Origin of the sequence: Pseudomonas sp. FG-3G, from assembly GCF_901007645.1 — a bacterium.
GTDB classification, from domain to species: domain Bacteria; phylum Pseudomonadota; class Gammaproteobacteria; order Pseudomonadales; family Pseudomonadaceae; genus Aquipseudomonas; species Aquipseudomonas rhizophila.
This window is the reverse complement of sequence record NZ_CAAKGZ010000021.1, coordinates 506,037-520,901: the sequence shown is the minus strand read 5'-3', so window position 1 is coordinate 520,901 and position 14,865 is coordinate 506,037. Positions and strand designations below refer to the sequence as shown.

The window sequence follows — 14,865 nt, the reverse complement described above, 5'->3', positions numbered from 1 at the left end:
CCTGCTCGCGATGGCGGTGGAACTGACCCCGTGGGTTCCAGGGTTGGATATCAATTGAAGGCCGGCACCACCTGCTGGATAAACAGCTCCAGGGACTTCTTCTTCTCGGCATGGGACAGGCTGTTGTCGCACCAGAAGCTGAACTCATCCACGCCCAGATCCTGGTAATACTTGATCCGTTCGATGATCTGCTGCGGGGTGCCGATCATGGTGTTCTTGCGAATGTTCTCCAACTGGAACTCCGGACGCTCGGCGAATTTTTCTTCCGGGCTTGGTGCCAGAAAGCCGTTGACCGGAACTTGCTTGTTGCCGAACCAGGCATCGAAGGTGCGGTAGAACTTGGAGATTGCCTGGGCGCCGATTTTCCAGCCTTCGGGATCGTCGGCGGCATGCACGTGGGTGTGACGCAGCACCATCAGTTGTGGACGCGGCACGTCAGGGTTGTTGTCCAGGGCAGCCTGGAACTTGTTCTTCAGGTCCAGGACTTCTTCATCACCCTTCATCAGCGGCGTAACCATGACGTTGCAGCCATTGGCGACGGCAAAGTTGTGGGAATCCGGGTCGCGGGCGGCGATCCACATCGGTGGGTGGGGTTTGCGAATCGGCTTGGGCACGCTGGTGGAGGTGGGGAATTTCCAGATTTCGCCGTCATGGGCGTAGTCGCCTTGCCACAGGGCACGCACCACCGGGACCATTTCCCGCAGAGCCTGACCGCCGGAGGAGGCGGGCATGCCGCCCGCCATGCGGTCGAATTCCACTTGATAGGCGCCCCGGGCCAGACCGACTTCCATGCGGCCATTGCTGATCACATCCAGCAGCGCACATTCGCCGGCCACCCGCAGCGGGTGCCAGAACGGCGCGATGATGGTGCCTGCGCCCAGGTGAATCGTGGTGGTCTTGCCGGCCAGGTATGCCAGCAATGGCATCGGGCTTGGCGAGATGGTGTACTCCATGGCGTGGTGCTCGCCGATCCACACGGTGCTGAAACCGCCGGCCTCGGCCATCAGGGTCAGCTCGCTCAGGTTTTCGAACAACTGGCGATGGCTGACGCTTTCGTCCCAGCGCTCCATGTGTACGAACAGGGAAAATTTCATGGCGCTTTCTCTTATGGTTGGCGATCGGTTCAGGCGAGGACGGGCAGGGCGCCCATCTTGCCGTGGCAGTAAACCAGCGGCCCCGGTGTGTGTTGCGGCACGATCAGGTTCTTCACGGCCCCGACCATAATGGCGTGGTCGCCGCCTTCGTATTCGCGCCACAGTTCACATTCAATGATGGCGGTGGCGTTGCTCAGCAGCGGGTTACCCAACTCGCTCAGGGTCCATTCGATGCCTTCGGCTTTGTCCTTGCCTTTGCGGGCGAATGCGTAGGCTTCGTTCTGTTGTCCGCCGGAGAGCAGGTGAATGGCGAAGCGCTTGTTCTTGATCAGCACCGGATAGGAATCGGAGCTGTAGTTGGGGCAAAACAGCACCAGGGCCGGCTCCATCGACAATGAGCTGAAGGCGCTGGCGGTGAGGCCCACGATGTGCCCGTCGTCATCGAGTGTGGTGATCACCGTCACACCGGACGGAAACGAGCCCATGACTTGTTTGTAAACGCTGGCATCGATCATTTAGCAGTCCTCGTACGCAATTCGGTTATGACGCGGTTCCTCAATGAGCCCCGGCGGCCTTGTTGAGGTCGCTTTCGGCCCATTGGGTGTAGACGCATGCATCGGCCGTGGCCCAGCGCACGCGCACCGGGTCCCCGGCCTTGAGGGGCATGCCGGCGGCGGAAAGCGCTTTGACCGTCATGGTAGTGCCGCCCGAAGTCACCACGCTGCAGGTCTGGCTCTCACCGAGAAACAGCACCTCGACGACCTTGGCCGAGACCTCATTCCAGCCGGCCGCCAAAGGCTCCTGGGTGGCTTGTTCGACGCTCAGGGCCAAGGCTTTTTCCGGGCGCACCATCAGCAATACAGCCTGATCGCTTTGCAGACCGGCGGTCAGTCGAATGGACAAGGACTGGTCTTCAAACGTCGCCACCGCGTTGCCCTGGGCCTTGAGCTTGAGAAAGTTGGAATTGCCTAGAAACGAGGCGACAAAGGCATTCGGCGGGTTCTGATAGAGGTCGTAGCCGCTGCCCAGGCCGACGATCTTGCCGTGGCTGAAGATGGCAATGCGTTGGGACAGGCGCATGGCTTCTTCCTGGTCGTGCGTGACGTAGACGATGGTGATGCCCAGGCGACGATGCAACTGACGCAGTTCATCCTGCAGGTCTTCGCGAAGCTTTTTGTCCAAGGCGCCGAGAGGCTCGTCCATCAACAAAATGCGTGGTTCGTAGACCAGCGCCCGGGCAATCGCCACGCGCTGCTGCTGGCCGCCGGACAGTTGCGAAGGGCGGCGGTGGGCAAATTGCTCAAGCTGCACCAGCTTGAGCATGGCGTCGACGCGACGATCACGTTCAGCAGCGGCCAGTTTGCGGATCGCCAGCGGGAAGGCAATGTTGTCACGCACCGACAAATGCGGGAACAGCGAATACCGTTGGAACACCATGCCGATGTCGCGTTTGTGGGGTGGAACGTTTACCAGGGATTTGCCGTCCACCAGGATCTCGCCACTGCTGGGGGTCTCGAACCCGGCCAGCATCGACAGCGTGGTACTTTTGCCCGAGCCGCTGGAGCCCAGAAAAGTCAGGAATTCACCCTCCTGGATGTCCAGGGAGATGTCGTCCACGGCAGCAAAGTCGCCGTAGTGCTTGTTCAGGTTGCGCAGGCTGACCAGAGTCTTGTTGTTCTGTTGTGCGGGGTCTTTGACGGCACTCATCGTGTTCTCCTAGGCGCTCAGGCGCTGATTTCATTGCGCCGGCGCAGGGCGGCGGCGATCACCATCACCAAAACCGAGAGGCCGATCAGCAGCGTCGAAGCGACGGCGATCACAGGCGTCAGGTCCTGGCGCAGGGTGGTCCACATCTTTACTGGCAGGGTTTGCAAGGTCGGGCTGGCCATCATGACGCTCAGCACCACCTCGTCCCACGACACCAGGAACGCGAACAGGGCACCGGCGACCATGCCTGGGCGGATCGCCGGGAAGGTCACCTTGAACACCGCTTGCAGGCGTGAGGCGCCGCAGATCACCGCAGCGTCCTCAATGGACTGGTCGAACAGCTTCAACGAATTGATGATCGAAATGATGGTGAACGGCAGCGCGACGATGACGTGGCTGACCACGAACGCGAACATCGTGCCGGTGTAGCCGAGTTTGAGAAACAGCGCGTACACCGCCACTGCGATGATCACCAGTGGCACGATCATCGGCAGGGTGAACAGGCCGTAGAGCATTTCCCGGCCGGGGAAGCGTCCACGTACAAGGGCAAATGCGGTCGGCAGGCCCAGGGCGACAGCGCAGACGGTGGTCAGTACCGCGACCTTGAGGCTGGTCAATGCCGCGCTCATCCAGTCGGGATTGGAGAAAAACTGGCCGTACCATTTCAATGTCCAGCCCGGTGGCGGGAAGACCAGCCACTGGGACGAACCGAACGACAGCAGCACGATGAACACGATCGGCAACAGCAGGAACAGCGCAATCAGGCCAGTGGTGAAGTACAGACCGAACCGCATGCGCCGGCTCATGGCATTGGGGGTCAGGAGCATGACGGCTTACCTCGCGTTGCTGGCACCCACCGGGGATTCCGGCTGGAGCTTCAGGTAGAAGTAGAACAACACCAGGGTGATCACCACCAACAAGGCAGCGCCGGCACTGGCCAGGCCCCAGTTGAGGAACGACTGCACCTGCTGGATGATGAATTCGGGCAGCATCATGTTCTGCGCACCGCCCAGCAACGCCGGGGTCACGTAGTAACCGAGCGACATCACGAACACCATCAACCCGCCGGAGAACAGACCCGGCCGGCACAGCGGCAGGAACACCCGGAAGAAGTTGGTCCACGGGCTAGCGCCGCAGATGGAGCCGGCTTGCAGGATCATCGGGTCGATGGCCTGCATGGTCGCCTGCAACGGCAGGACAATGAATGGGATCATGATGTAGCTCATGCCGATGACCACGCCGGTGAGGTTGTGCACCATCTCCAGCGGTTGGTCGATGATGCCCAGCGCCATCAGCGTCTTGTTGATCACCCCGGAGGCTTGCAGCAGCACCAGCCAGGAATAAGTACGGGCCAGCAGGCTGGTCCACATCGACAGCAAGACAATGTTCAGCATCCAGCGGCCCCAGCCTCGAGGCACCAGGGTGATGGCCCAGGCCAGGGGGAAGCCCAGCAACAGGCTGAACAGCGTCACCAGCCCGGCTACCGAAAAGGTGTTGAACAACACCCTTGCATAGGCCGAATTGGCGAACAATTGCTCGTAGTTGCCCAGCCCGGGTACCGGTTCCAGCACGCCACGCAGCAGCAACCCAATCAACGGCGCCAGGAAGAACAGGCCCAGGAACAGCAGGGCGGGGAGCAGATTGCCGGCCCCGCGCCAGCGCTGTGCCAGCGACGGCGTTTGCGCGACCATCGCTGCCTTGGCAGTTGCCGCACCGGCAGCGCCAGGAGCGCTCCCGGTGCGAGGGGTTGCCGTTGCCGAAATTTTCATTTCACCAGCCATTCGTTCCACCGTGTCGCGATGTCCTGACCGTTCTTGGCCCAGTACGCGTAATCAAGTGTGATCTGATCCTTGGCGTGGGCGGTCGGCAAGTTGGGAGCGAGCACCGAATCCAGGCGTGCGATGCTGTCGACGTTGACCGGCGCATAAGCAGTCAGGTTGGAAAAATCCGCCTGGCCCTTGGCGCTGCTGGCGTTGGCCAGGAACTTCATGGCTGCGGCCTTGTTTTTCGAGCCTTTTGGAATGACCAGGATGTCGGCCATGACCAGGTTTTGTTTCCAGCTTACGCCGACGGGGGCGTCGTCCTGCTGCAGCGCATAGATACGGCCGTTCCAGAACTGCCCGATGCTGGCTTCGCCGGAGGCAAGCAGTTGCTGGGACTGGGCACCGCCGCCCCACCAGACGATGTCTTTTTTGATGGTGTCGAGTTTTTTGAAGGCGCGGTGCAAGTCCAGCGGGTAAAGCTTGTCCGCTGCAACGCCGTCGGCCAGCAGAGCCAGTTCAAGCACGCCAGGGCTTGGCCACTTGTACAGGGCGCGTTTGCCAGGGTAGGTCTTGGTGTCGAACAGCGCGGACCAGTCCTCAGGTTTACCGGAACCGAGCTTGTCTTCGTTGTAGCCGAGGACGAACGAGAAGTAGAACGAGCCGACGCCGTGATCGGACACGAAGCGTGGATCGATCTTGTCGCGTTCGATGACCGAGAAGTCCAGGGGTTCGAGCAAACCCTCAGCGGCGGCGCGCAAGGCGAAGTCAGCTTCGACATCTACCACGTCCCACTGCACGTTACCGCTTTCGACCATGGCCTTGAGTTTGCCGTAGTCGGTCGGACCATCCTGGACCACGGTGATGCCGCTGGCCTTGCTGAACGGGGCGGCCCACGCCTGCTTCTGGGCGTCCTGGGTGCTGCCGCCCCAACTGACGAAGTTGATGCTTTCGGCCGCCATCGATGCCTGGCTGGTAACGCTCAGCAGACCTGCAAAAAAAATTGCGGCTGCACTTTTCTTCAACACCATTTTCACGCCCTCATTGTTGTGTTTATTGAGCGGGCTTGTGTTTACCCGCTTATCGGGAGCTTCAGGTCCATCTGGCCTTGCAGGCGACCGGGCCAAGGGCTGGTTTCGCGTGCTTGCCCGGTTGGGTGCACTTAGCTGGAGTGGCCGGTCTATGGAATATCATATTATGGTATTCCAAACTTTCTGCAAGCATTTTGCCGTACCGGCTATCTGTCTTGCCGGGATTTTTTGCACTCTCTGTGGGAGCGAGCCTGCTCGCGATAGCGGTGTGTCAGTCAACATTTGAGACCGATAGGTCTACCGCTATCGCGAGCAGGCTCGCTCCCACAGAGGACGGTGGTGCCTCATGCTTATCCGGTAAAGGGAATACTCTCCACCACCTCCAGGTCATACCCCGTCAACCCCGCGTATTTGAGCGGCGGCCCCAGGTGCCGCAACTTGCCGACGCCCAGGTCCTGGAGAATCTGCGCACCGGTGCCTACTTCAGAATAGATGCGTGATTGCGACCGGCTGAACTGGCGTGGCGGCTGGGTCAGCTGCGGTACGCGCTCGAGCAACGCCTGGGACGATTCGTGATTGGCCAGTACGACCACCACGCCGCAGCCTTCTTCGGCGACCCGTTGCAGGGCCGCCCACAGCGTCCAATTGGAAGGCCCGTTGTATTCGGCACCCACCAGGTCCCGCAGCGGGTCGATCACGTGCACTCGCACCAAGGTCGGTTCTTCCCGGCGAATATCGCCCATCACCATCGCCATGTGCACGCCGCCTTCGATGCGGTCTTCGAAGGTGAATAAGCGAAAGGTACCGTGCACCGTGGGCAATTCGCGTTCACCGATGCGCACCACGGTGTGCTCGGTGCTCAAGCGGTAGTGGATCAGGTCGGCGATGGTGCCGATCTTGATCCCGTGCCTGTGGGCAAAAATCTCAAGGTCAGGACGGCGGGCCATGGTGCCGTCGTCGTTCATCACTTCGACGATCACCGACGCCGGTGTGAAGCCTGCCAGGCGCGCCAGGTCGCAACCGGCTTCGGTGTGACCGGCGCGGGTCAGCACGCCACCTTCCTTGGCGCGCAACGGAAAGATATGGCCCGGCTGCACCAGGTCTGTGGGACCGGCGCCGACAGCGACCGCCGCGGCAACGGTGCGCGCGCGGTCGGCAGCAGATATGCCGGTAGTCACGCCAACGGCCGCCTCGATGGATATGGTGAAGGCGGTGCTGAAGACACTGCCATTGCTGGGCACCATTTGCTCCAGGCCCAAGCGCTGACAGTGTTCGTCGGTCAAGGTCAGGCAGATCAATCCGCGCGCTTCGCGAGCCATGAAGCTGATGGCTTCGGCGCTGCAGCGGTCGGCGGCCAGCAACAGGTCGCCTTCGTTCTCCCGATCCTCGTCGTCAACCAGGAGCACCATCTTGCCTTGTCGGTAGTCTTCGATGATTTCTTCGATGCTGTTGAAGGCCATGCTGGAATTCTCGGTGTCAGGTTAAAATACCTGGTATACCATAATACAAAATAAACCGAGAGGTCACTATGAAGGCGTACTGGATTGCTCATGTAGATGTCACCGACCCCGATCAATACAGCCAATACACCCAGCGGGCGCCAGCGGCGTTTGCTCTGTATGGCGGACGGATGCTGGCCCGGGGCGGGCGCAGCGAGGCGCTGGAGGGCAGGGCCACGCCGCAACGCAGCGTGGTGATCGAGTTCGATTCTTACGAGCAGGCGCTGGCCTGTTATCACTCGCAGCAGTATCAGGCGGCCAAGCGCTATCGCCTGGACGTAGCCAAGGCTGAGGTGATCATCGTCGAGGGTATTGCGCCCTGAGGCCTGTCAGCGGATGAAATGAATCTTGCCGCTGTCGTCGTTGCCAATGTAGATGCCGTAGACCCCGGCCTGGCGTTCCTCGATGTAGCGTTCGAGGATCTGGCGGATGGCCGGGTAGTAAATACTGTCCCACGGAATATCTTCAGGGGCGAAGAACTGGCAAGCGAGGGTTTCCGGGCCGAACTGGCCAGTGATCTCCAGCGCGATGGCGCGAAAGATGATGTACACCTCGCTGATTTTCGGCACGCTGAAGATCGAGTAGGGCGAGAGAATGTCCGCGCGAACGCCGGTCTCTTCCCAGACTTCGCGCAGTGCCGCCTGCTCGGTGGTCTCACCGCCCTCCATGAAGCCCGCCGGCAGCGTCCAGGTGCCGGGGCGCGGAGGAATTGCGCGCTGGCACAGCAGGTACTTGCCGTCCTGCTCGATGATGCAGCCGGCAATGATCTTCGGATTCACATAATGGATATAGCCACAGCCACCGCACATCAGGCGTTCGTGGGTATCGCCCGCTGGCAGGCGGTGACTCAAGTCGCTGCCGCCGCACCTTGGACAAAAGCTGGGGCTGAACATGATCAGCGACCTATGCGAGGTTCTTTCAGGGCGATGGGCGCCGTGATTTCAGGGATGTCGCCGGTTTCTTCCTGCTGGCGCTTGAGGTACTCCAGGGCGACCTTGGCGGCGGCGCGCACATGGTCGACACAAGCCTGGTGGGCGGCCAGCGGATCGCCACTCTTGATTGCCTCGACCATGCGTTCCATTTCCTGGTTGCTGCTACCGCGACGGTTCTGCTGGGACACCGAGGTCGCCCGCAGATAGCTGATCCGGGCCTGCAACTGGCGCAACTGAGTGGCGGCAACATGGTTGCCGGAGCCTTCCAGCAGCACATCGTAGAAACCCTGTACTGAATCGATGACCTGTTGCAGTTCGCCGTCCTTGAGGGCCTTGCGGTTCTCCTCCAGGGCTTTTTCCAGCGCTTTGATGTCCTTGGCCTTGGCCCGCAGGGTGAACAGCTGAACGATCAAACCCTCGAGTACACAGCGCAGTTCATAGATGTCGCCGGCATCGGCCAACGTGATGATCGCGACTCGTGGGCCCTTGGCATCGGCGAATTCCACCAGCCCTTCGGATTCGAGGTGACGCAAGGCTTCGCGCACCGACGTGCGGCTCACGCCCAGGCGATCGCACAGATCGCGTTCGACCAGACGATCTCCCGGCAGAAGCTGGAAATTCATGATGGCGCTTCGCAGTTTATCCAGCACGATTTCGCGCAGGGTAACGGGGTTGCGATTGACCTTGAAGCTGTCGTCGAGTGGCAGGCGTTTCATCGGGTCCGCTCTGTAATGTGGCTGTCCATGCAGAAGGGGCAAGAGGCTTGCCCGCTCAGATCAAACAGCCGAGGGTTAACTGGAGGCCTCGGCATCGGCTTCGGCGAAGGCTTCACGGGCGAGCCGGAAACTGTCTACGGCAGCAGGGACGCCGCAATAGATGCCGACCTGAAGCAGAATTTCGCGTATTTGCTCACGACTCAGGCCGTTACGCAAGGCGCCACGCACATGCAGCTTGAGTTCGTGCGGACGATTGAGCGCCGAGATCATGGCCAGATTAATCATGCTGCGTTCCTTGAGCGATAAACCCTCACGGCCCCAGACATGGCCCCAGCAGTATTCGGTGACCATTTCCTGCAAGGGGCGAGTGAAATCGTCGGCGTTCTCGATGGAGCGGTTGACGTAGTCCTCGCCCAGCACTTGGGTGCGGATCTTCAGGCCTTGTTCATATTTGTCGTTGCTCATCGTGGTGTGCTCTCAACATCGTCGATAGAGGTTGGTTGTGCAGTTGCACGTCTGCTTGGCTCATGCCGGCTCCTGAGAAAATGGGGCGCTCCCACATTGGATCTGCGCCCGGAAGACTCAGGCCAGCACCGGCAGTGGGCCGAGCTTGCCTTTGTGGTAGATCATCGGCGTCACCGGCTGCTCGGGCAGGATCAGGTTTTTCACCGCGCCGACGATGATCGCGTGGTCACCACCATCGTATTCGCGCCACAGTTCACATTCGATGATGGCGGTGGCGTTGCTCAGCAGCGGGTTACCGCGCTCGCTCAGGTGCCAGTCGATACCCTTGGCCTTGTCCTTGCCTTTTCCGGCGAAGGCATAGGCTTCGGCGGTCTGGTCGGCGGACAGCAGGTGGATCGCGAACTGTTTGCTGTCACGCAGGATCGGGTAGGTGTCGGAGGCGTAGTTGGGGCAAAACAGCACCAGCGCCGGGTCGATCGACAGCGCGCTGAAGGCGCTGGCGGTGATGCCGACGATGTTGCCGTCTGGGTCCAGGGTGGTCACCACCGTGACGCCGGATGGGAACGAACTCATGACTTCTTTGTAAATGCCGGGCTCGATCATTTCTCAGGACTCCTAGCGCATCACGAACGGGTCAGGCATGGGCGCCTGAGAGAGATTGATCCACACCGTTTTGAGTTCGGTATAAGCGAGCACCGAATCGATGCCGCTCTCGCGTCCGTAGCCGCTGTTCTTGAAGCCGCCAATGGGCGCCATGGCCGAGACCGCGCGGTAAGTGTTGACCCAAATGATCCCCGAACGCACGTCCCGGGCCAGGCGATGGGCGCGGCCCAGGTCGCGGGTCCAGATACCGGCGGCGAGGCCGAACTGCGAGTCGTTGGCAATCGCCAATGCCTCGGCTTCATCCTTGAAACGAATGACCGACGCCACCGGGCCGAACACTTCTTCCTGCATGATCTTCATGGAGTTGCGGTCGCATTCGAACAGGGTCGGCTCGTAGAACCAGCCTTCGCCCAGGTTCGCTGGGCGCTTGCCGCCCAAGCGAAGACGAGCGCCCTCAGCGATAGCGTCGGCCACCAGACCTTCGACCACTGCCAGTTGCTGCGCGGTGGCCATCGGGCCCATCTCACTGGCATCTTCCTGAGGGTTGCCGATGCGGATGCGCTGGGCCCGCTCTACCAGGCGCGAGACGAACTCATCGTAGATTTCATCCTGCACCAGCAGTCGCGAACCAGAGACGCAACTCTGTCCCGATGCGGCGTAGATCCCGGCTATCGCGCCATTGATGGCGCTGTCCAGGTCGGCGTCGGCGAAGATGATATTGGGTGATTTTCCGCCCAGCTCCAGCGACAGCTTGGCGAAGTTTTCAGCACTGCTGCGCACCACATGCCGGGCCGTGGCGGCGCCGCCGGTGAAGGCGATCTTGCGCACCAGCGGATGACGGGTGAGGGCGGCGCCGGTGCTCGGGCCGTAGCCGGTGACGACATTGACCACCCCCGGTGGAATCCCGGCTTCCAGGGCCAGGCGAGCCAGTTCCAGAACGGTGGCCGAAGCGTGTTCGGAGGGTTTGATCACAATGGTGTTGCCGGCCGCCAGCGCCGGGGCTAGCTTGATCGCGGTCAGGTACAGCGGACTGTTCCAGGGAATGATCGCTGCAACGACGCCCATCGCTTCGTGCACGGTGTAGGCAAACAGGTCCGGTTTGTCGAGGGGCAGGGTGCCGCCCTCAAGTTTGTCGGCCAGACCCGCGGTGTAATGGAAAAACTCCGGCAGGTAACCGACCTGCCCGCGGGTTTCACGGATCAGCTTGCCGTTGTCGCGGCTTTCCAGTTGGGCCAGTTGTTCTTTGTTTTCAGCGATCAGGTCGCCCAGACGCCGCAGCAGTTTGCCGCGAGCGGTGGCGGTCAAGCCACGCCAGGCAGGACTTTCGAACGCCGTCTGTGCAGCCTGCACGGCGCGCTCGACATCGGCTTCGTCGGCATCGGGCAACTCGGCCCAGGGCTTGGCCAGGGCCGGGTTCAGGCTTTCGAAAGTCTTGCCGGACAGGGCATCGACCCATTCACCGCCGATGCACATCGAAAAGCGTGCGAGTGTCATGCAACGATCCCCTTTATTGGATTTTGTCGGGTATTTGCGCTGTCGAGAAATTCCAGCAGCAACTGGTTGACCAGGCGCGGCGATTCTACCGGCATCATATGCCGCTGCTCGTCAAGCACGGCAACCGTTGCACCGGGAATTCGCTCGGCCAGTTCACGGGCCATTTCCGGCGTCGAGCCCGGGTCCAGTTCGCCGGTGGCAATCAACGTTGGCACCGTGATGCTGCCCAGGTCGTCGGCGCGGTACATATCCTGGGTGGCAAACAGTTCATAGGTGGTCAGGTAACCCTGAGGATCATTTCCTGCCAGGGTCTGGCGCAGGGCGGCAATCTGCGCCGGGTTGGCGGCCTGATACTCGCGGCTGAACCAGCGTGACAGCGCGGCCTCGGCGTTAGCGTCCGGGCCATGTTCGGCGGCCTGGGCGGTGCGGGCGATGACCCCGGCACGCTGCTCGGCGCTGCGGTTGAATACGCTGTTAAGGACCACCAGGCCTTGCAGGCGTTGCGGATAATGCAAGGCAAACGCACGGGCCACCAGGCCGCCCATGGAGAAACCGATCACTGTCGACTGGGGCACTTGCAGGTGGTCGAGCAGCTCCACTAACTGGTCGGCGTAACCCAGCAGGCCGGTGCCGCTTTCGGGACGCGGACTGGCCCCGTGACCAAGCATGTCATAGGCAATCACGCGGTATTTTGTGGCCAGGCCAACGATCTGGCCGCCCCACATTTCTTTGTTCAGGCCCACGCCGTGGATCAAGACCACGGGCTGGCCTTGGCCGGTCGCCAGATAACTGGTGCCGGCCGGGGTGAGTTCAGCGGTGAGCCGAATCATGGAGCGCTCCTGCATGCCTTTTTTATAGTGGTTGCCCAGGCTGGATCACTGCGCCTTCTCGGCGGCCAGTTCTTCCAGATCGATGTAGCGATTGCCGATGCGCGGGTGCAGGCGACCGCCATCGGCGCAACCCAGCACCACAACAATTTCGTCGGCGCGTGGTGCATCCTCGATCTGCATTTCCAGGGTGATGTAGTGCGAGCGCAGACCTTCGTCGTCCTTGTGCATCATCGGGATCTGGATCGAGGTGCCGGGGCCGCCACGTTTATTGGTGAAGCTCAGGTAGCTCTTGGCTTTCACCGCTTCACGGTAATGGTTGCCAAAGCGCAGGGTGTGGATCACGGCGGAGGCGTGCTCGATTTCACCGTCGGCACCCACCACCGCGGCCTTGCCATAGGCTTCGATTTTTTCCGCGCCACCGATGATGCCCACCAGACGCTCGACCATCAGCGCACCGAGGTCGGAGCAGTTGGCGCGGATTTCCGGTTTCAGGTCTTCAACGAAGCCACGGCCCAGCCAAGGGTTTTTCATCACCACCGCCAACCCGACCATGGTCACCGGCTTGTCGGTGGCCTTGCCGCCTTCGATAAAGGTTTCTTCGACATAGCTGACGATCTTGCGAATTTCGAAACTCATGAGCTGCTCCGTAGGAGGGTGGAATTGGTCTGTGCGTATGATGGTATACCATAATACTACTGGCGCAAGTGTCTGCTTTGAGTTTGTTCGCAGGGAGGCGACAAATGGCCGAGCCGGATAGTGAGGGGCGTGGGGGGGGCTGTGATCGCTGAGCGCTCTGCCTGATGAGTGCTTTAATCCTGAGTGCGGGATAAGTCTCTTGCTTAAAAAGGAGAGTCGCTTTTGAGCGCTCTGAAGGGCGGTGAGTATAAATTTCCCTCTTTCGGGGCATTACCGACCTGTTACCTGACTTATTGCACCGATTCGACTCGTTCGGGCGCATGTAGGAAAAAGCTGAAATAAACGTTTCAGCGTATAAAGGAGCGTATGTCGCAAAAATGAAACTAAATATCGCGGGGGCGTACATCTACGACGGTTTCTCCAGCAATGTCCTGGTGCACCGGGCTTAGGCACAGCCTTTGCTAGAGCTCAAGAAAGTAGGCCACTACAGCGCGGGGTTATCAGAGGAGCATTCACGGCGCAGATTTAATCAGGGGGCGCACGTCATCCAGACGCAAAGGCCAGATCAGAGACCGGTGCAATCGAGGTACTCAGAAAAACAGGGCTCATTAAAACAAAGCAAGGCCGGACCATTGGAATGACGAAGTGATAAAAAATGCCGTGTAGAACGCGGCTGGGAGTTGGCTATGCCCCAAGCTTTTTTTAATGAAATGTATGATGCAAAGGGTGACTGCCGCCCGCACTATCAAGCCTTCTCACGCTGGCTGGCGGATACGCCGCTGGAGCTGCTGGAACAGCGTCGTCGCGAAGCCGATCTGCTGTTTCATCGAGCCGGTATCACCTTCACCCTTTACGGTGACGAGCAGGGTACCGAACGATTGATTCCGTTCGACATCATTCCTCGCAGCATCAAGGCCAGCGAATGGAGGATGGTCGAGCGTGGCTGCATTCAGCGGGTCCAGGCCCTGAACATGTTTCTGGCCGACATTTACCATGAGCAGCGGATCCTCAAGGAAAAAATCATTCCGGCCGAGCAGGTGCTCGCCAATGAGGGTTATCAAATCGCGATGCAAGGCCTGGACTTGCACCGAGGCATTTATGCCCACATCGCCGGTGTCGACCTGGTTCGCGACGGTGATGGCAGTTATTACGTGCTGGAGGACAACCTGCGTACGCCCAGCGGCGTGAGCTACATGCTCGAAGACCGCAAGATGATGATGCGCCTGTTCCCCGAGCTCTTCGCCGCCCAGCGCGTGGCGCCCATTGATCACTACCCGAATCTGTTGCTCGACACCCTCAAGAGTTCAAGCCCCCTGGACAACCCGACCGCCGTGGTGCTGACCCCCGGTCGTTTCAACAGTGCCTATTTCGAACATGCGTTCCTGGCCCGTGAAATGGGGGTGGAGCTGGTGGAGGGCGCCGATCTGTTCGTGCGCGACGACCATGTCTACATGCGCACCACCGCAGGCCCCCAGCAGGTGGATGTGATCTATCGCCGCCTTGACGATGATTACCTCGATCCGCTGTCGTTCAACCCCGACTCCATGTTGGGCGTCCCCGGACTGATCGCCGTTTACCGGTCAGGCAACGTGGTGCTGGCGAATGCGGTGGGCACGGGCGTGGCCGATGACAAATCGATCTACCCTTACGTCGACGAGATGATCCGCTTTTACCTCACCGAAGAGCCGATTCTGAAGAACGTGCCGACCTGGCAGTGCCGCAAGCCCCAGGATCTGTCCCACGTGCTGGCCAACCTGCCTGACCTGGTGGTCAAGGAAACCCAGGGTTCCGGCGGTTACGGCATGCTGGTAGGGCCGGCAGCTACAGCGGCGCAGATCGAAGACTTCCGCGCACGCCTCAAGGCCCGCCCCGAAGCCTACATCGCCCAACCGACGTTGAGCCTTTCCACCTGCCCGACCTTCGTCGAGAGCGGTATCGCCCCGCGCCACATCGATCTGCGTCCGTTCGTGTTGTCGGGCAAGGAAACCCGTCTGGTGCCCGGCGGGCTGACCCGCGTGGCACTTCGCGACGGCTCGCTGGTGGTCAATTCGTCCCAGGGTGGCGGCACCAAAGACACTTGGGTAGTGGAGGACTAAGA

The 14,865-nt window shown here is 60.6% G+C and carries 16 protein-coding genes; 2 read left to right on the top strand and 14 right to left on the bottom strand.

The features are described 5' to 3' along the window. Positions 1-50 precede the first annotated feature (50 nt). From PSEUDOMOFG3G_RS14670 to ribBA, 7 genes are all read right to left on the bottom strand, one after another. Positions 51-1,094, bottom strand: a complete 1,044-nt coding sequence (locus PSEUDOMOFG3G_RS14670) for an LLM class flavin-dependent oxidoreductase (protein ID WP_047226626.1) — start codon at positions 1,092-1,094, stop codon at positions 51-53. Positions 1,095-1,123: 29 nt separating this feature from the next. Further along, positions 1,124-1,609: a flavin reductase family protein gene (locus PSEUDOMOFG3G_RS14665; protein WP_076385087.1), complete on the bottom strand. Its 486-nt coding sequence runs from the start codon at positions 1,607-1,609 to the stop codon at positions 1,124-1,126. Between the two features lie 40 nt (positions 1,610-1,649). Further along, positions 1,650-2,801 carry an ABC transporter ATP-binding protein gene (locus PSEUDOMOFG3G_RS14660; RefSeq protein WP_139050404.1) on the bottom strand — a complete coding sequence of 384 codons (1,152 nt, stop codon included), beginning with the start codon at positions 2,799-2,801 and terminating at the stop codon, positions 1,650-1,652. A 17-nt stretch (positions 2,802-2,818) separates the two neighbouring features. After that, positions 2,819-3,628, bottom strand: coding sequence for an ABC transporter permease (locus tag PSEUDOMOFG3G_RS14655; RefSeq protein WP_053125546.1), 810 nt, complete (start codon positions 3,626-3,628; stop codon positions 2,819-2,821). A gap of 6 nt (positions 3,629-3,634) precedes the next feature. After that, positions 3,635-4,570, bottom strand: coding sequence for an ABC transporter permease (locus tag PSEUDOMOFG3G_RS14650; protein ID WP_047226622.1), 936 nt, complete (start codon positions 4,568-4,570; stop codon positions 3,635-3,637). Beyond that, positions 4,567-5,592, bottom strand: coding sequence for an ABC transporter substrate-binding protein (locus tag PSEUDOMOFG3G_RS14645; RefSeq protein ID WP_139050402.1), 1,026 nt, complete (start codon positions 5,590-5,592; stop codon positions 4,567-4,569). Before PSEUDOMOFG3G_RS14645 ends, PSEUDOMOFG3G_RS14650 begins: the two co-directional genes overlap by 4 nt. Positions 5,593-5,942: 350 nt before the next feature. Then, positions 5,943-7,052 (bottom strand): bifunctional 3,4-dihydroxy-2-butanone-4-phosphate synthase/GTP cyclohydrolase II, encoded by a 1,110-nt coding sequence (ribBA, locus tag PSEUDOMOFG3G_RS14640; RefSeq protein WP_076385081.1) that lies wholly within the window; start codon positions 7,050-7,052, stop codon positions 5,943-5,945. Positions 7,053-7,120: 68 nt separating this feature from the next. Between ribBA and PSEUDOMOFG3G_RS14635 the strand changes: the two genes are divergently transcribed. Continuing rightward, a complete protein-coding gene (locus PSEUDOMOFG3G_RS14635) occupies positions 7,121-7,414 on the top strand; it encodes a DUF1330 domain-containing protein (protein ID WP_139050400.1) in 294 nt (97 codons plus the stop codon). 6 nt (positions 7,415-7,420) lie between these two features. On the opposite strand, the gene PSEUDOMOFG3G_RS14630 is transcribed toward PSEUDOMOFG3G_RS14635, so the two are convergent. From PSEUDOMOFG3G_RS14630 to PSEUDOMOFG3G_RS14600, 7 genes are all read right to left on the bottom strand, one after another. Next, positions 7,421-7,984 carry an NUDIX hydrolase gene (locus PSEUDOMOFG3G_RS14630; protein WP_047226618.1) on the bottom strand — a complete coding sequence of 188 codons (564 nt, stop codon included), beginning with the start codon at positions 7,982-7,984 and terminating at the stop codon, positions 7,421-7,423. Between the two features lie 2 nt (positions 7,985-7,986). After that, on the bottom strand, positions 7,987-8,739 hold the full coding sequence (locus PSEUDOMOFG3G_RS14625) for a GntR family transcriptional regulator (protein WP_047226617.1): 753 nt from the start codon (positions 8,737-8,739) through the stop codon (positions 7,987-7,989). A 75-nt stretch (positions 8,740-8,814) separates the two neighbouring features. Beyond that, positions 8,815-9,204 (bottom strand): carboxymuconolactone decarboxylase family protein, encoded by a 390-nt coding sequence (locus PSEUDOMOFG3G_RS14620; protein ID WP_047226643.1) that lies wholly within the window; start codon positions 9,202-9,204, stop codon positions 8,815-8,817. Positions 9,205-9,321: 117 nt separating this feature from the next. Beyond that, positions 9,322-9,807 (bottom strand): flavin reductase family protein, encoded by a 486-nt coding sequence (locus PSEUDOMOFG3G_RS14615; protein WP_139050398.1) that lies wholly within the window; start codon positions 9,805-9,807, stop codon positions 9,322-9,324. A gap of 12 nt (positions 9,808-9,819) precedes the next feature. Continuing rightward, a complete protein-coding gene (locus PSEUDOMOFG3G_RS14610) occupies positions 9,820-11,301 on the bottom strand; it encodes an aldehyde dehydrogenase (protein WP_139050397.1) in 1,482 nt (493 codons plus the stop codon). Beyond that, positions 11,298-12,131 (bottom strand): alpha/beta fold hydrolase, encoded by an 834-nt coding sequence (locus PSEUDOMOFG3G_RS14605; protein WP_107322612.1) that lies wholly within the window; start codon positions 12,129-12,131, stop codon positions 11,298-11,300. The genes PSEUDOMOFG3G_RS14610 and PSEUDOMOFG3G_RS14605 overlap by 4 nt, the downstream gene beginning before the upstream one ends. A 45-nt stretch (positions 12,132-12,176) precedes the next feature. Next, positions 12,177-12,767: an amino acid synthesis family protein gene (locus PSEUDOMOFG3G_RS14600; RefSeq protein ID WP_047226613.1), complete on the bottom strand. Its 591-nt coding sequence runs from the start codon at positions 12,765-12,767 to the stop codon at positions 12,177-12,179. Between the two features lie 686 nt (positions 12,768-13,453). Here PSEUDOMOFG3G_RS14600 and PSEUDOMOFG3G_RS14595 point away from each other — a divergent pair. Beyond that, positions 13,454-14,863, top strand: a complete 1,410-nt coding sequence (locus tag PSEUDOMOFG3G_RS14595) for a circularly permuted type 2 ATP-grasp protein (protein WP_139050395.1) — start codon at positions 13,454-13,456, stop codon at positions 14,861-14,863. Positions 14,864-14,865: the final 2 nt, after the last annotated feature.